This window comes from Rhizobium sp. WSM409 (assembly GCF_057653825.1).
In genome coordinates this window covers 125,983-146,927 of record NZ_JBYGKP010000006.1, presented here as the reverse complement: position 1 = coordinate 146,927, position 20,945 = coordinate 125,983, and the positions used below count along the sequence as shown (strand labels likewise).

Here is a 20,945-nt window from a genome sequence, read left to right as displayed (position 1 = left end):
CACCAATCAGCCCGCCTTTGCGGTGTGCTTGGAGGCGGCGTTCTCTCGGTTGAGGTAGCCGGCACCGATGGCGACGTAGAGATCCACATAGTCCTTGGCAACCTGTTGCACGGTGTCGGCAAGGCTCTCCTGGGCATCGGAGACCGACCGCTGCGCCTCCAGGACATCGAGCAATGACGAGGCGCCATCCTTGTAGCTCGTGGTCGAAAGCGCAAGCGACTCCTGTGCCGTCTGCACCTGTCTGCGCAACGGTTCGAGCGTCTGCGTGTCACGGCGAACAGCCGACAGCGCATTTTCCACCTCTTCGACCCCGTTCAGCACCGCCGCTTTCCAGGCGAGATATTGGGTCCTGGCATCGGATTTTTCGATGTCGACATTCGCACGCAATTTGCCGCCATCGAAGATCGGCAGGTTGAGTGTCGGCCCGAAGGTCCAACTGGTCAGAGTTCCGCCGCTTGCACCGGATGATTTGACCCAGCTCGGCGAGATCGAGCCGGATAGAGAGATCGACGGGTAGAGCTGGGCTTCCGCGGCCCCGATATCGGCGACAGCCGCCGCCAGCTCGCGTTCCGCCTTGCGGATATCGGGACGGTTGCGGATGAGATCGGCCGGAATGCCGGCCCGAATGTCGCCGCGGAAAACCGGCTGGCCGGCGCTTTTCTGCAGTTCGCCCATCAGCGAGGCCGCCGGCATCCCGAGCAGAGTGGCAATGTGATGGCCCGATTCGGTGAAGCTCTGTTCGAGGCCAGGAATGTCGGACTTTGTCGACTGTACCAGACCCTCGGCCTGAACGACGTCGAGGCGGGAGGCCGCACCCGCCTTGAGCTGCAGCTGCGTGAGTTCGTAAGTCTGTTGGCGGGATTTCAAATTCGCCTGCGAAAGCGCGATGCGCTGCTGATAATAGCGGGCGTCGATATAGCTCTCGACCAGGTCTTTCAGGAAGGTGAGCTTTGCATTGTCGGCCGTTGCATAGGCGGCCCCCAGCGAGGCGATCGCACTCTCCTTCGAGCGACGGTACTGGCCGAAGATGTCGAGCAGCCAGGAAGGGCTGGCCTCGCCACCTGTCTCATTCGTGGTACCGATCGTCGTACGCTCAGAACCCTTCTCACCGGATACCGTGTGCGATGCGCCGACATCGAGGCTCGGCAGGCCACCGGCAGCGGCAACCGTGACATTGGCGGAAGCCGAATTGATGCGCTCGAGCGCCTGCAGGACATCAAGGTTCTCGCTGCGGCCATGAGCCACCAGGCCGTCGAGCCGCTTGTCACGATAAGCCGTCCACCACTGCGCCGCCACGACATCGCCGTTGCTCTTGGTACTCCCCTCTTTGAATTTAGCAGGAAGCGGCATCTCTGGGGGTACGTGATCCGGGCCGCTGACGCAGCCTGCCAGCAGAAGCGTGACCGCCGATGCGGCGTAGCGGAGCGATGATAGGTTCATGCAGAGCGACGGATTCACGGGCGAGCTTTCTGAACCGGGATCGTGGGTTCAGGCTTAGCGACGCCAACGTTAATGGCGGTAAAGACACTGTAAAGTTAGGTAAAATCGCTGGGCCGGATCAGGCTTGGTCGTCAGCCGAACCATAGAGTGTCGGCTTTCGGGGAAGCTCCAGGGTGATTGCCAGACCTCCGGCATCCGGCAACGACGCATGTACCCGCCCGCCATGGCGCTCGATGGCCTGTCTGGTGATGGCCAGACCCAGGCCATATCCACCTCTCGGTACAGCCTCGTTTCCGCGTGAGAACGGCTGGAAGATCCGTTCGAGTTCGTCTCGACTGACACCTGGCCCCTGATCGGTGACACAGATTTTGAGGCGCTCGTCTGTCGTCTCGCACGATACGGATATGCGCGAATGCTCGGCTGTGTACTTGACGGCGTTGCGGACGACGTTTTCGAGCGCCCTGTAGATGAGCTCGCCTTCGACTTCGGCTCGGAAAACGCCCTCGACACTGGTTGTGATTGAGACCTCCCGCGCCTGAGCTTCGAATGCCGCATCGCCGAGAATTTCGTTGAGCAGCTCGATGACATCAAGAGCGTGCGTTTTCAGCGGCCGGCTGGATCCGGCAGTCAACCTGGCAAGCGTCAGAACTTCGCCGACCAGCGCATCCAGCCGTTCGACCTCCCGGTCCATGCGGTCTAGCATGGCGCCGAGTTTCGCCGGGCTCTGCCGGAGCACGCCGACGGCGGCCTGCAGGCGGGACAAAGGCGAACGCAGCTCGTGGGAGACATCATGGAACAGCCTCTGCTGCGCATCCTGCAGCTCCTGAAGCCGGGCGGCGCTGGAATCGAAGTCATGCGCAAGCGCGGTAACCTCGTCCTTTCGGCCGGCCATCTTGTCACCGATGCGGAAATCGAAGCGGCCATGGGCGAGCGCGCTCAAGCCATCGCGCAGATGCACCACGGGACGAATGAGATATCGGGCGAGTGCACCTGCCGAAATCGTGCTCGAAATCAGGATCGTGAGCCACGGCAAGAACGGACCGAAGTTCTCGAACGTGAACGTCGCCTTGGCCGGCAGGGAAATCTGGTAGCAAACCTCGTCCTTCAGGACGAATCGTGTGTCGACGGTCTTTTGAACCGCGCAGGCATCGGCTTTCGCCGTTTTGGAGATCGTCAGACCAGATGGTAGCGTCTCTTCACTTGCGCGCACGAAATGCGCGGCAGCATCCTCGCCATCTCTGGCGAGCATGTTTGCGGTTAGATTCAGGGCAATCACTCGCCGCTCTTCCTCCAGTTCGCGCGCAAAAGGAACGCCCTGGAGGAAATTGACGAGCAGGATGATAACGCCGACGGTTGCCGCCATCGTCAACCAGATCGTCGTGAAGAATTTCCAGAAAAGCCGGGGCATACTCAGTCCACGAGAAGTTGATAGCCCTGGCCGCGAACGGACTGGATCCAGGATTGGCCATCCTCCCTCAGTCCGAGCTTCTGGCGAACGCTGCTGATATGGACGTCGATCCGGCGATCGAACGGGGTCAGCGGCTTGCCGAAGGCCCGCTTCGAAATGTCCTGCTTCGACACGAGCTGGCCGGCGCTGCGGGCGAGGACCTCGAGCAGGCTGAATTCCGTGCCGGTCAGGTCCAAGCATTTCGCCGCGCCATTCGGCGATCCTGCTGCCAGGATGGATCACGAGTTTTCCCGCCCTTATGATGTCGATCGAAGCACCGGCTGCCGGCTGGCCCGCCCGGCGGAGGATGGCGCGCAGTCTCGCCGCAAGTTCGCCCGGCGAGCATGGCTTCGGCACATAGTCGTCGGCGCCGAGATTGAGACCCGATATCCTGTCGACGTCATCGCCCCTTGCGGTCAGCATCAGCACAGGAACCTGGCTGAGCTTCCTGATCCTCTGCAGAACCTCGATCCCGTTCATCCGAGGCATCATGATGTCGAGCACGATAATATCAACCGTATTGCCGGCCGCCGCGGCAATGGCGGCGCGCCCGTCTGTATCCGTGACGACCTCATATCCTTCTTCGACCAGATATTCCTGCAGAAGCGTCGTCAGCTCGGCATCGTCGTCGATAAGGAGAACCTTGTTCATTCGCATTATCCGCTCTCAATCCCGGCAAGCCATACAGCACAAATACAGTCGCGCAGCCAAGTTTTACCTAACTTAACACTAACTTGACCGCACTTAACGTTCGTCCCGCTACTGATCCTGCCATGACATAATACGCGCTGAAACCGGATTGCAGCGACATGGCCCGCAATCCCTCGTTGAGTTGGCGCGGATCGGGAAAAGGCATCGATGCCTTTGACCACCTCTTCGGTCGAATTCCCCCCCGGAACGAGACCGCGGGACGCGTTACCCCGCAGGCGGCCCCGCGCCGCCTGCGCGTCCTGCATTTTCTCGGCCAACAGCGTACCTGGCCTGTGTCGCAGAGAGAACCTTTACCAAACTTTACACTTCCTTAACCGCGCTTAACATCCACACAGCTATTAGAGTTCGACCTCAGTTCGATCCGGAGTGTCGTGTGTCCAAGGCACATCGAAATATTCTGCGGTGCCGCTTTGCGGAGCGGAAAGTCATCTGTGTCGAGATTTGGCGGTGGTTATCGAAGCTTGCTTCAAAGAACTATGTCTCAATTGCTTCTTTCTTGAGTCCCGGGATCCACTCAGGACGCGCAGAAACCGTTCCAATAGAGCGTCATGCTCACCTGGAAGACATCTCCATTGGGGGAACGGGGTGATTGATGCTCCGGGTGATCAGGGCGTGTTTACCGGACAGATCGAACAGTTAAACAAGCCTACCGACGCAGACGAGGTTGCGGCGCATCGCCTCGAGGAAGCAAATGCCGGCAAGGCGGCAATAGCCATCGAGCGCGGCACGGGCGCAGAGCGAAGGGCCGAAATAGAAGGCGAACGCTGACACTAGGGACCGTCGTGAGGCATCGGTTCGTTGTCAAAGTCGTGGAGCGTCAGTCGACACGTGCTCGAGCGACGAGGCATATGTCCGCTCAGAAGAACGGTCCCGCCATATGCCGAGAGTGACTTACCGATTTGCTTCTGTGGTTTCCACGAAGAGCTGGTTGAGCTGTTTCATCTCAAGTGCATGGGCGCGCCTTCTGAGGGCGGCTACCTGTTTGAGCGTTGCAAGGTTGTCTGTCGTCTCAATGAGATGCGCATCGGCGACCAGCATTTCCGCTTCAATCCTGCCCTGCTCTCTCAATTGCCAGACATCCCTGACGCGAAATTGGACCATTATGACGCCGAAAAGCGCCACGAGCGCGGAAGCGGTCATTGGCAGCCAATTCGGGACAACCGGTCCATAGGCCGAAAACAATGATGAAAGGCCACTCAAAACGATGATCGCCAAGGTGAGAAAATTCCAGAGATATTGATTAACCCTGGAGGAACGAGCATAGCCGTTTCGATGTGTTCGAAGGTCACGCAAAGCCTGCCTTTTGATCTCGGCTGCGTCCGATGGAAGCATGCTTTCGGCCGTCTCTTGCTCGATCTCCCGCCTTGCCGCCAAAATCACGTTGATGACGGCGATAGTGATCCCGAAGGTTATCATGAACCAGGCGATGTAGTGCAAAGGGACGTCGTCGAGAATGACGTTTGACAAAAATGCGGGTTGAAAAAACTCAATTAAAGCGCCAATCGATATCAAGAATATAGACAGGGCAACCACTGCAATCGAAAGCATCGCCGCTATATTTCTATATCTGCTATTTAGTGTCATTTTCTTCAGTTGAGCCTGGTCATCCCCCTCCCTTCTAAACAAATCCATCATCCTATCCTCGAGACTATAGGGTTAACCATAGTCAACCTTTTACCACGCCAGAAAGCAAGTAATGTTTGCGAAGTAATACTTTACGGATCGAATTTCCGGCACCTCTCGCTAATGTGCGGGCCGGGGCAGCCTCCACCTCTTCAATCCGGTCGCTTCAGGCTACGCTGATCGCCAGCGGCCGGCCGAGATCGAGGCCAATATAGTCCTGGTGCTGTCGGACGATCTGCGCGGCGTGAGCGATCGTCAGGCTTGATCGCGGCGATGATCTCCTCAAGGTCGCCCAGCCTGACAGCCACTTGAAAATCGGCGCTGCCTGAGCGGGCGAGATTGGGCCTTCTCAGGAGAATGGCTTTGTCGGTCCCGCCGCTGGATTGGTCAGCCAGCGTGGTCCCTCGGCGGTCATGTAGATATGGTCTTCCAACCGGATCCCGAATTTCCCGGGGAAGACGATCATCGGTTCATTGGAAAAACACATGCCGGCGGCAAGCGGCGCGTCGTTGCCGCGAACGATGTATGGCTCCTCGTGGATCTCGAGCCCGAGGCCATGACCGGCGCGATGCGGCAAACCCGGCAGGCGATAGTCGGGGCCTAGCGAGTGTTTGGCAAGCACCTTGCGGGCCGCATCGTCGAGGCTCGAGCAGGCGGCGCCGATCCGGGCTGCGTCGAAGACGGCCTGTTGCGCCTCGCGCTCGATCCACCAGGCGCGTTCGAACGCGCTGTTGCCGTCCTCCAGAATATAGGTCCTGGTGATATCGGAATGATAACCGTCGATCCGGCAGCCGGTATCGACGAGAACGACGTCGTCGCGACCAAGGACCTGATCGCCGTCGGCGCCATGCGGAAGCGAGGTCGCCGCGCCGAAGGAGACGATGCAGAACGTCGAGCCGGCATCGGCGCCGGCCTGGCGATGCTGTCGGTCGATGAATTCGACCACCTCGGATGATTTGATGCCCGGCTTCAAAAGCCCATGCACTTGCTTGTGGACGTCGAGCGTCAGGTCCATCGCATACTGAATGAGGGCAAGCTCTGCAGCCGATTTGATGCAACGCAGGTCGCGGATCAGCCGCCCGCCATCGGCAAGCCTTGCCGCGCCCATCTCCGCTGCCAATGCGTGATAGAAGAAAAGCGGCAAGCCATCGTCGAGGGCAAGTCTGCCGCGCTGGGCAACAAGGCGGGCGATGAGAGCGGCGCTGCTCTCCTCCTCTTCCCAGACCAGGATTTCCCCCGGCAGATGTGGCAGCGTTTCGACACGGCTGCGCTCGAACCCCGGAACGATGTAGGAAATGGTCGCGGGCATGACGAGCGCGCCGAGGAACCTTTCGCTCGGATGCCAGACGAGCCCGGTGAAGTAGTGGAGGCTTTCGGTCGGCCCAAGAAGCACGGCAGCCAATCCTTCGGCTTCGATCAGTTTCCGAAGCCCGGCGAGGCGGTTCTGCCGTTCGTCCTCAGTGATGCGGGGTACGGGGTGCTGCCACGACATGTTGTTTTCCTGCTTTTCCTGCGCCTCGAGATCGATGAAACCCTCGCCTTGCAGCCAGGATCTTGAACCGACACTAATGCCGCTGTAGGCAATATGTCGACATGAAAAGTGAGGAGATAGCCATGGCGGTCGAATACACCACACCGGGCATGCTGATGCGCGATCATATGGTCGACGTGCCCCTGGATTGGTCGAAGCCGGAGGGTGAGACGATCCGGATTTTTGCACGTGAAGTGTGCGATCCCGCCCGCCGTCGTGAAACACTGCCGTTGCTGGCTTTCCTTCAAGGCGGTCCTGGCGGAAAGTCGCCGCGGCCGAGCAACGGCGGGCCGCCATGGCTTGCCGAAGCCCTGAAGACGCACCGCGTTATCCTGATCGACCAGCGCGGCACCGGGCGCAGCAGCCGGATCGAAAGTGCGACGATGGAGCACTTTGCCGACGGCAGGGCCGCAGCCGACTATCTCAGCCTCTTTCGTGCCGACAGCATCGTTGCCGATTGCGAACATGTGAGGAAAACCGTCTTCGGCGGCGGGCGCTGGCAGACGCTTGGCCAGAGCTATGGCGGCTTCCTGACACTCACCTATCTCTCGAAGGCGCCGGAGGGACTTTCCGCCTGTTATGTCACCGGCGGCCTTGCCGGCCTTGGGGCGACGGCCGATGATGTCTATCGGCGCACCTACCCGCGCGTTACCGAAAAGAACGCCGCCTATTACCGCCGCTACCCCGGGGATGCCGAACGCATCGGCCGGATCGCCGACTATATCGAGACCAATGAGGTGCGGTTGCCCGATGGCGATCGCCTCTCCGTTCGCCGCTTTCAGACCATCGGCATCGATTTCGGCATGGCGCCGGGTTACGAGAACATCCATTGGCTGGTCGACGAGGCTTTCTCCGGTCCCAAACAAGAACGTCTCTCCGAGCGCTTCCTCGCGTCGGTGATGTCGCTGACCTCATATGACGACAATCCGCTCTTCGCCGTTTTGCAGGAAAGCATCTATGGCCAGGCCGGGACGCCGACTGCCTGGGCAGCCGAACGCATCCGCGCCGAGCATCCGGCCTTTGCCGGCGACCGGCGGCCGCTGCTGTTGACGGGGGAGATGATGTATCCCTGGATGTTCGAGGAAATTCGCTCGCTTAGGGCCTTCAGGGCAGGTGTCGAGGCGCTGGCAACGTTTGAGCACTACGCCCCGCTCTATGCTCCGGCACGTCTCGCTGCAAACGAGGTGCCGGTCGCCGCGGTCATCTATCATGACGACATGTATGTCGATGCCGGGCTTTCGCTCGAAACAGCGCGCCACGTCGCCAATGTGCAGGCATGGGTGACCAACGAATTCGAGCATGACGGTGTTCGCCAGTCAGCGGCTGTCCTGCGCCGGCTGATGACCTTGGTCAGAGAGCAAGGCGGCCCCCTCGCCTCTTGAGGCTCGAGCGGTTCATTGCTCTCGTCGCGTCAGGACATGCTGATCGCCACCGGCCGGTCGAGGTCGCGGGCAATATATTCCTGGATCTGGCGGACGATCTGCCCGGCGTGGGCGATCGCCAGTTGGTCGGCCCGCTCGACGTCACCGGCCTCGATTGCGGCGATGATCTCCTCGTGTTCGTCGACATACTGGCGCGGCAGGCGGTCGTCGAATGTCGAGTAGTAAAGGCGCAGGATGCGGCGGCCCTCGTCGAGCAGCCTGGCGAAGAAGGCCGTGTAATAGGAATTGCCGGCTAGTTCAGCGATCGCGACGTGAAATTCGCGGTTGGCCTCGATCATCGCATAGGCATCGCGCGCGGCAACGGCATCGGCGAAGTCCTTCTGATGCCGGCGGATGGTCTTCATGATCTCGCCGTTTCGCCGTTGCGCCGCGCCGCGCGTCGTCACCCGGTACATCAGCGTCAGCGCTTCGAAATAGGTGGGCAGGCTTGCGAAATCGATCGTTGCGACGATCGTGTTCCTGTTCGGCAGCGTCGTGACGAGCCCATCGGCGGCGAGCCGCAACAGCGCCTCTCGAATGGGTGTCCGCGACATCCGGAAACGCTCCGACAGCCGCACTTCGTCGAGCGGACTGCCGGGTTCCAGCGCCATCGACAGGATTTCCTGCCTGAGCGTCACATAGACGCTCTGCGTGCCAGAGCCGCGCACCCGCACATTTTCCGCGTCGTTCCGCATTCGTCCGCCCTCTTTTGTTAGAGCCTTGTATTGCGTTTCGGCCGATTCTCGCAATGTCGGTCTTCGGGGTCTCAAATATGTAAGCTCACATCATTGAATCTTGTCGACAGTTTGTATATAAGGCAACCAGTTTCAACGAGGCTCGATCAATGACCACAGGATGGAAGGGCGTATTTCCCGCCGTAACGACACAGTTCAACGATGATCTTTCCGTTGATCTGCCCTCGACCCAGCGCGTCCAGGACGCGCTTGTAAACGATGGCGTCAACGGACTGATCGTCATGGGCACATGCGGCGAGAACAATTCGCTGGACCCCGAGGAGAAGCGCACGATCTTGAAAGCTGCCGTCGAGGTCGTCAACGGCCGCGTTCCCGTGGTGACGGGCGTGTCCGAATTCGACACGCGCCGTGCCGTCGCCTATGCTCGCGACGCCGAAAAACTCGGCGCCGACGGGCTGATGCTGCTGCCGGCCATGGTTTATGTGCCGAAGCCCGAAGAGCTGATCGCGCATTTCCGTACCGTCGCCGAAGCGACCTCGCTGCCGATCATGCTCTACAACAACCCGCCGGCCTACCGCGTCAACATCGGCGCCGATGTGCTGAAGGTGCTTGCCGATGTGCCAAACATCAAGGCGGTCAAGGAAAGCGCGCCGGATCCGCGCCGCTTCACCGATCTCATCAATGAATTCGGCGATCGTTTCGATATCTTCGCAGGTCTCGACGACGTGGCGCTTGAAGGCCTGATGCTCGGCGCCAAGGGCTGGGTCTCGGGCTTGACCAGCGCCTTCCCGCAGGAATCCGTACAGCTCGTTGCCGCCGCCGAACGCGGCGACTGGGAAGAGGCCCGCAAGATCTATCGCTGGTTCATGCCGCTTCTGCACCTCGATGCCGAACACGACCTCGTGCAGTCGATCAAGCTTGCCGAGCAGATCATGGGCCGCGGCTCCGAGCGCGTTCGCATGCCGCGCCTGCCGCTTTCGGGCGCCCGACGCGCCGAAGTCACCGCGATGGTCGAGAAGGCCGCTGCCACGCGTCCTTCGAAGATCCGCCAGGCTGCCTGATCATCGAGGCCGGCGACCCTCGCGGTTGCCGGCCATTCCGTGTTTGCGGTTCAGGCAAGCGCCAGCGACCGGCCGGTCGCCGGATCGAACAGATGCATCTGGTTCATGTTGAACGAGAGCGGCATCGTCGACATCGGCCTGGGCCCGCTCTCGGGATCGATGCAGGCGCAAAGACTTGCCTCGCCGATGCCGAAATAGACCATGGTCTCCGGCCCGAGTGGTTCCACAAGATCGATCTTAGCTTCGATGTCGGCATAACCAGGACGGGCCTGGCGGTCGGTGATCGATTCCGGCCTGATCCCGAACACGACTGATTTACCGGCATGGCTGGCATAGTCGCCGGCGCGCGCCTTCGGCACCGGAAGCTCGCTGCCGTCAGTCAGTTTGACGACGAGACCCTTGTCTCCTGATAGCAGCGTCGCCGACAGGAAATTCATCGACGGTGAGCCGATGAAGCCGGCGACGAACTGGCTGACGGGCCGATGATAGAGCGCCTGCGGCGGTCCCGCCTGTTCGATGATGCCACCATTCATCACCACGACACGATCCGCCATGGTCATCGCCTCGACCTGGTCGTGCGTGACGTAGACGGTCGTCGTCGGCAACAGCTGGTGCAGCCGCTTGATCTCCGTGCGCATCTGTACGCGAAGCTTGGCATCGAGGTTGGACAACGGCTCGTCGAAGAGAAAGACTTTCGGGTTCCGCACGATCGCGCGCCCCATCGCGACGCGCTGGCGCTGGCCGCCCGAAAGCTGGCCCGGGCGCCGGCCGAGGAGCTCGCTGATATGCAGGGTTTCCGCCGCCCTGATGATACGGGCGTCAATCTCGCTCTTGGCGAGCTTCTGCTGCTCCAGGCAGAACGAAATATTCTCCCGCACCGTCATGTGCGGATAGAGCGCGTAGTTCTGAAAGACCATGGCGATATCGCGTTTGCCCGGGCCAAGCCGGTTGACGACCTGGTCGCCGATCACGATCTCACCGCCGGTGATGTGTTCGAGACCCGCGATCATGCGCAATGTCGTCGATTTTCCGCATCCCGACGGACCCACGAAAACGACGAATTCATTGTCTTCGATGTCAAGGCTGATGCCGCGCACGGCCTCGTAGATGCCATAGGATTTGACGATGCTCTTGAGTTCCAGCCGTGCCATGGTTTTCTCCTAGACCTCGTGCAACCAGATCGCCATCGCTCCGGGCTCGCGATTGGCCCAGAGGTGATAGGGGATCGCGGTGAAAGGCCGCTCCTTCAGCGCGGGGCGCGCGGTGCGATAGAGCGCATTCTGCCAATCGGATATATCGGCTTCGAGCGCGGTGCCTTCGAGGACGGTCGCTCCGCCGAGAAGCGAGGCATCGTAACGGGCAGAAATTTCCTCAGATGCCGGCAGGCGGAGCCGCTGCGGCTCGCCGCCGAGGTCCGTCTCCTCGATGCAATAGACGACAGGCCCGCGCCGCAGCGCGACGCGCCCGCCGTCTTCGGAGACGGCAGGATGCGCGTAGATGCGCTCGACCGGCATCGAGAAGCCGATGCGCACCTCGTCACCATTGCGCCATTCCCTTGATATTGCGGCATAACCCTTCGTCACGCATTGATCGAGATCGACGGCAACGCCGTTGACCGAGATTTGCGCCTGCCTGCACCATCCGGGGATCCGAAGACGAAGCTGAAACCGGCTTGGCCGCTCGACGGCGAACCGCAGGCTGATGTCGCCATCCCAGGGATATTGCGTCTCCTGGATCAGGCGCACGAAGCTGTCGCCGACTGTCAGCTCGGCGGAATTGGTGCCGTAGAGATGGACGGCGAGCTGATGATCATCAGTCGAATAGAAATATTGGCCGAGCGACGTGATAAAACGGGCGATGTTTGTCGGGCAGCAGGGGCAGTAATGCCATTTCCACCGGCGGTGCTGCCCGTGGCTTTCAAGGACGTTCTCATAGAAATAACGCTCGCCGTCGCGCGAGATGCCGGAAAGCGCGCCATTGTAAAGCACCGTTTCCAGCCTGTCGGTGAACTTGCTGTCGAGATCGACCTGCGCCATGCGATGGCTCCAGAAGCCGAGCGCGACGGCCGCGCATGTCTCGGCGTAAGCCGTCTCGTTCGGCAGGTCGAATTCGCGGGTGAACCCTTCATTGGATGCCGACGGGCCAAGGCCACCGGTCACGTAGAGCTGGCGGCTGACCAGATTGTCGAAAAGCCGGTCGCAGGCCTCCTTCAATGTCGGATCGTCGTTCTCACGGGAGAGATCCGCCATCGCAGAAAACAGGTACATGGCGCGAACCGCGTGGCCGACGACCTGGTGCTGATCGCGCACCGGCAAATGGGCCTGACTATAGGCATATGTCTTGTAGACGTAATCCTCAGGGCTCTCGCCGCGCTTGCGAGCCTCCTCGTCGTAATATGAGGGCATTCGCCCACGTTCGTCGACGAAATAGGTCGCAAGCTTCAGATGCCGCGGATCGCCCGTCACCCGGTAGAGCTTGACCAGCGCCAACTCGATTTCCTCATGGGCGTCATAACCTCTGAGCTTTCCGGGTTCGGCACCGAAGGTTTCGATGATATGGTCGACTGCGCGGATCATCACATCGAGGAAGCGACGCTTTCCAGTCGCCTCGTAATAGGCGACGGCCCCCTCCAGCAGATGGCCCATCGAATACATCTCGTGCAGGTCGCGCAGATTGGTCCAACGCCTGTCCGGCTCGCGGCGAATGAACCAGCTGTTGAGGTAGCCATCTGCCATCTGCCCTTTCTCGAGTTTTTCGACGATAGCATCGATCTTCGTTTCGAGCGCCGCATTCGGGTGAGCCTTCAGCGTGTAACTTGCGGCCTCGATCCATTTGCCGAAATCGGAATCGAAGAAATGCTGCATCGACAGTCCGCTCGGCTGGATCGGGCGCACCAGCGGCCCGGCCGGCTTGTCAAAATCGAGCACCTCGAGGAATCCCTCCTCTTCCAGCCGCTTGTGCTGTGTCGGGATGGTGACGTTGCGAACCGTCTCCGTCCAACTCTGCCAGAAACCGCCACGGAACACGACACTGGAATGGTCGGCGGGCCTGTATCGCTGCCGTCCCGCAGCGCGTGCCGGTTGAAAACGAGGTGAGCTGGTCATGAGGACTCCTGAGCGGGACGAGCGCTGTTACTTCACGGCGCCGGCCGTCAGGCCGCGCACGTAATATCGTTGCAAGAGAAGGAAAAGCAGGATGCAGGGGACCATGGTCACGGCTATGCCGGCCTGAAGCGCGCCCCAGTCGATGATGCCATAGATGCCCGACGAAACATTGACCAGCATGATCGGCAGCGTGAACTTGTTCTGGTCGGACAGAAAGATGAGGGCGGCAAGGAATTCATTCCAGGAGTTCAGGAAGGCGAACATGGCAACGGTGGCAACACCGGGAAGCGCGATCGGCAGCATGATCCGGCGCAGGATCGTCGCCTGCGACGCACCGTCTATCCGCGCCGCCTCGATCAGCGCCTTTGGCACCGCGTCGAAGGCGTTGCGCATCATGAAGACGGAAAAGGGTAGCTGGAACGTCACGTAGATCAGCACCAGCCCGAGAAGGCTGTTTTGCAGGTGGAGGAATTTCAGGATCAGGAAAAGCGGCGTCAGGATCGACTGAAAGGGGATCATCATCGTTGCCATGATCAGCACGAAGAGCAGCGACTGGCCGGGAAAGCGGAACTTCGAAAAACCGTATCCCGCCGGCACCGCGACGAGCACCGTCAGGATCACCGTTCCGGCGGCGATCAGCACCGAATTGCCGGCATAGACGTACCAGCCGGCGCCGACATGCTCGAGGCGACGGTAGTTTTCGAGCGAGAAGGCTTTCGAGAAAAGCGCTGCCGGATCGGCAAGTGCTGCGGCCGCGGGCTTGAAGGAATTGGCGAAAGACCAGACGATCGGCATCACGAAGAAGACGGCAAAGACGCATGCCGTCAGAACGAAAGCGAGATAACCGAGCCGCTCGCTCGCCGGCTTCCCTGCGAGATTGTGGTTGAGCCGTTCCATCAACCCTCCTCCGGCCGCTGGCGCAGCAGGACGAACTGGATGGCGCTGATCGCCACCAGCACGACGAGCAGGGCAAAGGAGATCGCCGAGCCATAACCGAGACGGTAGGATGAGAACGACGCGAGATAGATCGAGAAGACCGCCGAGATCGTGCTGTTCTCGGGGCCGCCCTGGGTGATGATGAAGAACTGGTCGAAGGCCAGCATCGACGAGGTGACGTTGAGGACAAGCGCCAGCACCACCGAGTTCCTCATCAAAGGCAGCGTGATCCGGCGAAACCGGCTCCAGACGCTGGCGCCGTCGATCCTGGCGGCTTCGATGACGTCGTTCGATATGCTCTGAAGGCCGGTCAGGAGGATGATCATCGTGAAGCCCGCTGTTTTCCAGACGACCATCAGGATGACGACGCCGAGGGCTGGCCAGAAACTTTCGAGCGGCCTCGGGGCGCTGTCGATGATGCCCGCGCCGCGCAGCAGCTGCGCAAAGACGCCGCTATCGGGATTGAGCAGCCACATCCACAATGTCGAGGCTGCCCCGAAGCCGATGACGACGGGCATGAAATAGATCGTGCGGAAAAAGCCGGCGATCCGCAGCGGCCGGTCGACGAGCAGCGCCAGAGGAAAGGCCACCAGGAAGATCGCAACCGTAACCAGCACAGTGTAGAGCAGCGTGAAACCCAGGGAATGCCAGAGCTGGGTATCGCCGATCAGTTCGGCATAGTTGGACAAGCCGATGAACTTCGTCCGGCCGAGAAGCGGCCAATTGTAAAAGCTCATCCAGACCGTCATGACAAGCGGCACGAGGAAAAGCACGACGATGAACAGCAAGCCCGGCAGGATGAAGGCAAGACCAAGCCAACCCTTTGGCTCGGCTTCTCCGGTCGCGATTGCGCGCCTCCGGCTGCGAAGTGTCGAGGATACCACCGCAACTCCTCCTTCCGCTTGAATGTCGAGATGTGAAATGGACGTCAGGGCATCCACGGACACCCTGACGAAACGCGTTGGCTTAGTTCGGATTGGTACGTTCAAGGATACGGGTGAAGTCGGCCTGCGTCTTGGCAATCGTTCCGTCGACGTCGTCACCGAAGATCGTGCCCTGGATCAGGTTGAGGAAGGGCCCGGTGCGGCTGACGAAGAGTTCATCGGACGAAAAAGTGTAGGGCGTGCGCGCCTTGGCGAGGATATCGTAGGCAACGAGATTGCGCGGGTCGAACTTCGCATAGGCTTCCGCTGCGAGGTCGGTGCGCGACGGCATCCCCGATTCCTGGGTGATATAGACCTGCTGCTCGGGCTGCATGTAGAAATTGACGAAGTCGAGCGCGACCTTCTTCTTCTCTTCACTGATGCCCTTTATCAGGGACAGCGTGTCGCCGCCGGCAAAGCTCGATGCACCACCCTTCGGCCCCGGGATCGGCGCAACGGCGAATTTCACGTCGGGATATTTGCTGGTCAGCAGATTGACGATGTAGGAGCCGGTCATCAGGATGCCGACCTTGCCCGAGGCGAAGGCTTCGACGGCATTGTTGCCGTTGCCGGAACGCGAGGTCGGGTGGATCGCACCGGCCTTCCACATATCGCGATAGGCAGCGATGGTCTCACGCAGCGCCGGCGTATCGACCGTGGCGCTGCGGCCGTCATCGCTCAGCACATCGGCATTGGCGGCCCACAGATGCGGCAGGAAGTCGTAGATCAGCCAGCTTCCCGAATTTGCCACGAAATAGAAGCCGTAGGTCTCGTTGCCGAGCGCGGCGATCTTCTTCGCATCGGCGGCGACCTCCTCCATCGATGCCGGCGCCTTGTTGGGGTCGAGGCCGGCCTTGGTGAACAGATCGGTGTTATAGGCGATGATCGAGGCATCCGGCAGGGCCGGCACGCCATAGATCTTGCCGTCATAGGTGGCAAGACGGATGTGCGACGGGCTCATCGCGGAGGAATAGGGCAAGCCCTTCACGAAGTCGGAGATATCCTCGAGACCATCCGCCGCGGCAAAGGTCGGGAGATAGATCAGGTCGAGCACGGCGCCGTCAGGAGCCGCGCTGCCGGCAATCGCCGCACCGAGTTTCGGCACCATCTGCTCCGCCGTGATCTGGGTGACATTGACCTTGTCGGAATGTGCGGCATTGTATTTGTCTGCCAGTCCCTGAAGGACGGCGCCGGACGACGTGCGCACCCATAGGGTGATTTCTTCGGCGCCGGCGAGAGAAGAGCTTGCCAGCAGCGCAAGAGCAGTGATCGTTGTTTTTAGTCGAAGCATGCTTGTTCCCCTTTTTCTCGTTCAGGCCCAAGGCCGTCGGACGAAATGGACGTTAGATCAGAAATTTTTGGCTGTCGACAGTCTGTGTGCATAAATCTGATGTCCGTTTGATAAAACCTTTTAACAGCACATTTTTTTCTGCTAAAAGCTTTTATCACGAACCGATGACGAGGCGGAATTTGAAGAATAGCGGCGATCGGAGACGGACGATTTACGACGTGGCGAAGGCTGCAGGCGTCAGCATTTCGACGGCGTCGAACGCGCTGAACGACACTGGCCGGACGAAGCCCGAGACACGCGAGCGGGTCCGGCGTGTGGCGGAAGAAATCGGATTTCGGCCCAACGCACTCGCCCGTGGGTTGCTGAGCAAGCGAAGTCATGCGATCGGCATGCTGACCAACGACACCTATGGCAGACTGACGCTGCCGATGGCGGCCGGGGTATCGGAGGTGCTCGTCGATCACGGCGTTTCCGTCTTCCTTTGCGCCACGAACAATGATCCAAGGCTCGCCCAGCTGCACCTGGAGGCGCTTCTTGACCGGCAGGTCGACGGCATCATATTCACCGCGACCCGCCTCGACCTCAAGCCGCCGGTCCAGCTGTCCCGCTTGCCGATACCCGTCGTCTACGTCTTTGCCGAGGGGCCGGCCGACAGCGTCACTTTCTTCCCTGATGACGAACAGGGCGCCCGCCTCGCCGTCGACCACCTGAAAGAACTCGGTCGATCGCGGATCCTGCACATCACCGGGCCGCGGGATTATCTCGCCGCTCGCATCCGCGCCCAATCCTATCTTGATGCCTGCGGCGACGGTGCCGAAGCGATGTTCGGCGAGTGGTCGGAGGAATGGGGTCACGAAGCCGTCCAGACGGTGTTTGCCCGGCCCGGCCCAAAGCCCGACGCCATCTTCTGCGGCAGTGACGAGATCGCCCGCGGAGTCATCGACGCGCTGCGCGACCTCAATGTGGAGATTCCCACGGATGTCGCCGTGGTCGGGTTCGACAATTGGGAGGTCGTCGCACGGCAAACGCGCCCGCCGCTCAGCACCATCGACATGGAGTTGAAGGAACTGGGCCATCGCGCCGGCCTGGCAATCCTCAGCCTCTCCAAGGGTGAACCGGTCCCTGCCGGCATCACCAGATTGCCGTGTCGCCTGGTCGTGCGGCAGTCTTGCGGCAGTCCCCCTCAATCCGACTGAAAACGACGGCAGCAACACCGGCAAGCCGGCCGTCGTCGCTATTATCTGTCCGTGGAATTGCCGGAACGGGCCAGGCTGTTTCGGCTGACCAGCGACGGTATCTGGAAAATATGCTCGGAAGCGGTGCGGCCTTCTATTCTGGAAATGAGGGCCCGGGTTGCGACCTGACCGAGTTCCCTGCCCGACTGATCGATGCTTGCGAGATTGACGAGGCCGAGTGCTGCGGTCGGCGAATTGTCGTATCCGATGACGGCGAGATCTTCGGGGACGCGCACGCCCATCTCCATAGCCAGGCTGAGAAGGGTGATCGCGTCGAGATCGCTCCAGCAGAATACGGCGCGCGGCCTGTCCTTCCTCGATAGGAATTTTCGCATCGCCTCTTCCCGCTTTGGCGAGGCAATCGGAATCTTGCCGATCGCTGGCGAGGAGCCGAGCCCGCCACGCTGCATCGCCCGGCGAAACCCGATCTCACGCTGGCGGACGACGGAGACCGCGTGCCCCTGGCGCTCGCCAAGGCTCAGCATTTCGATGTCGCGATAGCCGCAGGCAAGAAGCGCTTCCACCGCGATCTCCGCGCCGCGCTGATCGTCGGCATTGACGGTATCGAAGGCCGTAGCGCTGGCATCGTGGTAACCGACGGCGACGATCGGTATCTGGACTGCGAACTTTGCGAGGATGTCCGAGGGCAAACGCGGCGCAACGAGGATCAGGCCATCCATCTTGTAGTCGATCATCGACTCGATCAACGACGTCTCCAGCTGCACGCGCGCATCGCTGACCCCGATCATCGCCTGATAGTGCGAAGGCGCCAGCACCCCGTTCACGCCGGCAATCACCTCCGGAAGGAAAGGATTGCGGATATCGATCAGGAGCACGCCGATGGTGAAACTCCGGCCACGCAGCCCTCGTGCTGCCCGCGAGGGGCGATATGCGAGTGCTTCGATGGAATCAGTCACCCTTGCGCGTAGTGCATCACTGACGCCATAGGCGTTTCGCATCACCTTGGAAACTGCTGCGACCGATACGCCGGCGTGAGTTGCCACGGTCCGGATCGTTACGCGATCATTCCGTTGCGGCTTTTGTTTTTCTTCGATTGACATGAAATCTCTGGCTTGCGGCGGGTCGTCAACATCGCCCGCACAACCACCATGGCAGACTGGTAACGAAAATTCTATTGCGCTTCCGAAGAAAATGTAGAACGTTATATGGAGAACGTTCTACAACTCGTCGGGAGGACTTGATGAACTTTCAGCCGGCAGCCATCAGCGGCAACCTCGTTTCGCGTACCTGGTCCGGGGATATGATCGCGCCGCTATCGGATGGCGGTCAGGGAACGGCGGCAAGCTTCGTTTCTCAAACTTTCGAGCATGATGGCCCGGGGCTCCCCGTCGATCTCTTCATCTCCGCACTTGGCCTCTATCGCTGCTTCATCAACGGCGTTCGCGTCGGCGGTGACTTGCTGACACCCGGCTGGACGAACTACGACGATCGCCTTGCTTACCAGCGGTATGATGTCTCGAACCTGCTCAAGCCGGGCCTCAACCGCATCGAGATCTGGCTTGCCGACGGATGGTACCGATCGCCCTTGATGTGGGGCGCCCAGGCGATCCCGAATTGCTGGGGTGACAGGATCGGCGCCATTGCGGATCTGATCGGAGCTGATGGCGCCCTTCTTTCCACCGACACCACATGGCGAAGCGGTGTTTTGCCGATTCTGAAGTCGGGGATCTATTTCGGCGAAATCTATGATGCCCGGCAGGAAAGCTACTTGGAGAGCCACGGCACCGAGAGACTGCCGTTCGACAGGGCATTGCTCGTCGCGCATGAAACTGCTGCGGTGCGCGAGCTGCGGCCACTCGCCGCGGTCGAAAACTGGATCGACGATGAGGGCAGGACGATCTATGATTTCGGCCAGAATGCCGGCGGCTACATTAGATATACCGTCCGGGGCACTGCCGGCGCCGAAGTCCGGGTGGAGCATTCGGAAGTTCTCGGTCCCGACCGTCATTTCGACAATCGCAACTATCGCACGGCTGCCGCGCACACCGTCTATACGCTACGGGGAGACGGCGACGAGACCTACGCGCCGCATTTCACCTTCCACGGCTTCCGTTATGCCAGGGTGACGATTACGGGCGATGCGAAGATCCTCGCAATCGCGTCCATCCCGATCTCGTCTGTGGCCGAGCCCGCCGGCGGTTTCACCTCGGGCAATGCGCTGGTCAATCGTCTGGTCGAAAATACCATCTGGTCGCAGCGCGCCAATTTCGTCGAAGTGCCGACCGATTGCCCGCAGCGCGACGAACGCCTCGGCTGGACGGGCGACGCCCAGGTCTTTGCCGCAACCGCATGCTGGCTGAGCGACAGCCAATCCTTCCTGAGAAAGTATCTGCGGGATGTGATGGCCGATCAGCGCGAGGATGGCGCCGTCTCACATTTTTCGCCGGATCCGACGCGTCTGCATCCGGCCAATTTCCCGGGCTATGCCGGCTCGACCGGCTGGGGCGACGCGATCGTCGTCATCCCCTGGGTGCTCTACACCCATTACGGCGACCGGGCCGTTCTGGCGGAGTGCCTGGATTCCATGGTGCGCTGGGTCGATTTTGTCTGGTCGATCTCGGATGGTCCCCTGGTTCGCCCGCCGTCGCATTGGGGCGCCCGAGGCTTCACCTTCGGCGACTGGCTGCAGCCGGTCGGCGACAATCGAAAGCCTCGCCCGACGATCGCCGACGACTGCGCGGCGACGCTCTATCACTTCATCTCGACCGACCTTCTGGCAAGGATCGCAGCCACTCTCGGCGAGCATGCCCTTGAAGAGAAGATGAAACAGCGCGCAAACGAGATCCGGCTGACATTTTCCAACGAGTTCATCACGCCGGCGGGACGGCTCGCGCACAACGACCAGACGTCCTACGCCTTGGCCTTCCTTCACGACCTGATACCGGCAGAGCACAGGCAAGCCGCGCAGCAGCATTTCCGGCAGGTGATCATTGATGCCGACTACAAGATCGGCACCGGCTTCATCGGAACGCCGGCCCTGTTGCCGGCCCTGACGAAGCTCGGCATGGACGATCTGGCCGAAAAGGTTTTCCTGCAGGAGGATGTACCGGGCTGGCTCTACCAGGTCTCGAAGGGAGCGACGACGATCTGGGAGCGCTGGGATTCCATGGCGCCTGACGGCACGATCTACGAACCCGACATGAACAGCTACAACCACTATGCCTATGGCGCTGTCTGCCAGTGGCTGTTCGAAAGCGTCGCCGGAATTTCGCCGAGCCCGAGCGCACCCGGATTTGCCGAGGTGATCGTCGATCCAGCGCCGATTCCGTCGCTTTCGCCGGTATCGGCCCATCATGATATCAGCCAGGGACGCATCGAGGCCGGCTGGCAGTGCGACGGCAACAAGGTCACCTATGTGCTGACACTTCCGGAAGGTTGCATCGGCCGGTTCCGGCCCGGAAAACGGCATCAAAACCCGTCGCTCAACGGAGAGCCCGTCGTCGAGGAAGCCGTTATTCACCCCGGGACGCACCGACTGGCCTTTTCTCTACCCACTTCCTGAGGAG

16 protein-coding genes and 1 pseudogene are annotated in these 20,945 nt (G+C 60.6%); 5 read left to right on the top strand and 12 right to left on the bottom strand.

Going from position 1 to position 20,945, the window contains the following annotated elements:
- Positions 1–6: 6 nt before the first annotated feature.
- The 3 genes and pseudogenes from AC25BC_RS35070 to AC25BC_RS35060 all read right to left on the bottom strand — a co-directional run bounded on the left by AC25BC_RS35070 (position 7) and on the right by AC25BC_RS35060 (position 3,538).
- Positions 7–1,440 (bottom strand): efflux transporter outer membrane subunit, encoded by a 1,434-nt coding sequence (locus AC25BC_RS35070; protein WP_432431577.1) that lies wholly within the window; start codon positions 1,438–1,440, stop codon positions 7–9.
- Positions 1,441–1,558: 118 nt separating this feature from the next.
- On the bottom strand, positions 1,559–2,848 hold the full coding sequence (locus AC25BC_RS35065; protein ID WP_017997672.1) for a HAMP domain-containing sensor histidine kinase: 1,290 nt from the start codon (positions 2,846–2,848) through the stop codon (positions 1,559–1,561).
- Positions 2,849–2,850: 2 nt separating this feature from the next.
- Positions 2,851–3,538 (bottom strand): annotated as a pseudogene (locus tag AC25BC_RS35060) (response regulator).
- Positions 3,539–4,183: 645 nt separating this feature from the next.
- On the opposite strand from AC25BC_RS35060, the gene AC25BC_RS35055 reads away from it, so the two are divergent.
- Complete coding sequence (locus AC25BC_RS35055) at positions 4,184–4,366, top strand: hypothetical protein (RefSeq protein WP_164903002.1); 183 nt, start codon at positions 4,184–4,186, stop codon at positions 4,364–4,366.
- A gap of 123 nt (positions 4,367–4,489) precedes the next feature.
- Here the strand turns inward: AC25BC_RS35055 and AC25BC_RS35050 are convergent, their stop codons facing one another.
- Entirely contained in the window at positions 4,490–5,230 is a 741-nt protein-coding gene (locus AC25BC_RS35050) for a DUF4231 domain-containing protein (RefSeq protein WP_164902379.1), read from the bottom strand.
- Positions 5,231–5,570: 340 nt separating this feature from the next.
- On the bottom strand, positions 5,571–6,713 hold the full coding sequence (locus tag AC25BC_RS35045) for a M24 family metallopeptidase (protein WP_012760753.1): 1,143 nt from the start codon (positions 6,711–6,713) through the stop codon (positions 5,571–5,573).
- Positions 6,714–6,835: 122 nt separating this feature from the next.
- Here AC25BC_RS35045 and AC25BC_RS35040 point away from each other — a divergent pair, with 122 nt between their 5' ends.
- Positions 6,836–8,134, top strand: coding sequence for an alpha/beta fold hydrolase (locus tag AC25BC_RS35040; RefSeq protein ID WP_128438969.1), 1,299 nt, complete (start codon positions 6,836–6,838; stop codon positions 8,132–8,134).
- A 29-nt stretch (positions 8,135–8,163) separates the two neighbouring features.
- Here AC25BC_RS35040 and AC25BC_RS35035 read toward each other — a convergent pair whose 3' ends face one another.
- Positions 8,164–8,868, bottom strand: a complete 705-nt coding sequence (locus AC25BC_RS35035) for a GntR family transcriptional regulator (RefSeq protein ID WP_003555614.1) — start codon at positions 8,866–8,868, stop codon at positions 8,164–8,166.
- A gap of 149 nt (positions 8,869–9,017) precedes the next feature.
- Here AC25BC_RS35035 and AC25BC_RS35030 point away from each other — a divergent pair, with 149 nt between their 5' ends.
- A complete protein-coding gene (locus tag AC25BC_RS35030; protein ID WP_012760756.1) occupies positions 9,018–9,929 on the top strand; it encodes a dihydrodipicolinate synthase family protein in 912 nt (303 codons plus the stop codon).
- Positions 9,930–9,979: 50 nt separating this feature from the next.
- Here AC25BC_RS35030 and AC25BC_RS35025 read toward each other — a convergent pair whose 3' ends face one another.
- The 5 genes from AC25BC_RS35025 to AC25BC_RS35005 form a co-directional block, all read right to left on the bottom strand.
- Positions 9,980–11,080, bottom strand: coding sequence for an ABC transporter ATP-binding protein (locus AC25BC_RS35025; protein ID WP_003555616.1), 1,101 nt, complete (start codon positions 11,078–11,080; stop codon positions 9,980–9,982).
- Between the two features lie 9 nt (positions 11,081–11,089).
- On the bottom strand, positions 11,090–13,033 hold the full coding sequence (locus AC25BC_RS35020) for a glycoside hydrolase family 127 protein (protein WP_128438970.1): 1,944 nt from the start codon (positions 13,031–13,033) through the stop codon (positions 11,090–11,092).
- Between the two features lie 27 nt (positions 13,034–13,060).
- The gene (locus AC25BC_RS35015; protein WP_128438971.1) at positions 13,061–13,930 is read right to left on the bottom strand and encodes a carbohydrate ABC transporter permease; all 870 of its coding nucleotides are present in this window, start codon (positions 13,928–13,930) and stop codon (positions 13,061–13,063) included.
- Positions 13,930–14,853: a carbohydrate ABC transporter permease gene (locus AC25BC_RS35010; RefSeq protein WP_012760759.1), complete on the bottom strand. Its 924-nt coding sequence runs from the start codon at positions 14,851–14,853 to the stop codon at positions 13,930–13,932. The genes AC25BC_RS35015 and AC25BC_RS35010 overlap by 1 nt, the downstream gene beginning before the upstream one ends.
- A gap of 82 nt (positions 14,854–14,935) precedes the next feature.
- The gene (locus AC25BC_RS35005) at positions 14,936–16,183 is read right to left on the bottom strand and encodes an ABC transporter substrate-binding protein (RefSeq protein WP_128407728.1); all 1,248 of its coding nucleotides are present in this window, start codon (positions 16,181–16,183) and stop codon (positions 14,936–14,938) included.
- A gap of 179 nt (positions 16,184–16,362) precedes the next feature.
- Here AC25BC_RS35005 and AC25BC_RS35000 point away from each other — a divergent pair, with 179 nt between their 5' ends.
- Positions 16,363–17,379 (top strand): LacI family DNA-binding transcriptional regulator, encoded by a 1,017-nt coding sequence (locus AC25BC_RS35000; protein ID WP_003555622.1) that lies wholly within the window; start codon positions 16,363–16,365, stop codon positions 17,377–17,379.
- Positions 17,380–17,420: 41 nt separating this feature from the next.
- Here the strand turns inward: AC25BC_RS35000 and AC25BC_RS34995 are convergent, their stop codons facing one another.
- Positions 17,421–18,479 (bottom strand): LacI family DNA-binding transcriptional regulator, encoded by a 1,059-nt coding sequence (locus AC25BC_RS34995; RefSeq protein WP_128407730.1) that lies wholly within the window; start codon positions 18,477–18,479, stop codon positions 17,421–17,423.
- 140 nt (positions 18,480–18,619) lie between these two features.
- Here AC25BC_RS34995 and AC25BC_RS34990 point away from each other — a divergent pair, with 140 nt between their 5' ends.
- On the top strand, positions 18,620–20,941 hold the full coding sequence (locus AC25BC_RS34990; RefSeq protein ID WP_003555624.1) for an alpha-L-rhamnosidase: 2,322 nt from the start codon (positions 18,620–18,622) through the stop codon (positions 20,939–20,941).
- Positions 20,942–20,945 lie beyond the last annotated feature (4 nt).

Bases quoted from the DNA above. Each gene is read 5' to 3' on its own strand.
- AC25BC_RS35070 (WP_432431577.1), bottom strand. From the start codon at position 1,440: ATGAACCTATCATCGCTCCGCTACGCCGCATCGGCGGTCACGCTTCTG.
- AC25BC_RS35045 (WP_012760753.1), bottom strand. From the start codon at position 6,713: ATGTCGTGGCAGCACCCCGTACCCCGCATCACTGAGGACGAACGGCAG.
- AC25BC_RS35035 (WP_003555614.1), bottom strand. From the start codon at position 8,868: ATGCGGAACGACGCGGAAAATGTGCGGGTGCGCGGCTCTGGCACGCAG.
- AC25BC_RS35005 (WP_128407728.1), bottom strand. From the start codon at position 16,183: ATGCTTCGACTAAAAACAACGATCACTGCTCTTGCGCTGCTGGCAAGC.
- AC25BC_RS35065 (WP_017997672.1), bottom strand. From the start codon at position 2,848: ATGCCCCGGCTTTTCTGGAAATTCTTCACGACGATCTGGTTGACGATG.
- AC25BC_RS35020 (WP_128438970.1), bottom strand. From the start codon at position 13,033: ATGACCAGCTCACCTCGTTTTCAACCGGCACGCGCTGCGGGACGGCAG.
- AC25BC_RS34995 (WP_128407730.1), bottom strand. From the start codon at position 18,479: ATGTCAATCGAAGAAAAACAAAAGCCGCAACGGAATGATCGCGTAACG.
- AC25BC_RS35050 (WP_164902379.1), bottom strand. From the start codon at position 5,230: ATGGATTTGTTTAGAAGGGAGGGGGATGACCAGGCTCAACTGAAGAAA.
- AC25BC_RS35015 (WP_128438971.1), bottom strand. From the start codon at position 13,930: ATGGAACGGCTCAACCACAATCTCGCAGGGAAGCCGGCGAGCGAGCGG.
- AC25BC_RS35040 (WP_128438969.1), top strand. From the start codon at position 6,836: ATGGCGGTCGAATACACCACACCGGGCATGCTGATGCGCGATCATATG.
- AC25BC_RS35030 (WP_012760756.1), top strand. From the start codon at position 9,018: ATGACCACAGGATGGAAGGGCGTATTTCCCGCCGTAACGACACAGTTC.
- AC25BC_RS34990 (WP_003555624.1), top strand. From the start codon at position 18,620: ATGAACTTTCAGCCGGCAGCCATCAGCGGCAACCTCGTTTCGCGTACC.
- AC25BC_RS35025 (WP_003555616.1), bottom strand. From the start codon at position 11,080: ATGGCACGGCTGGAACTCAAGAGCATCGTCAAATCCTATGGCATCTAC.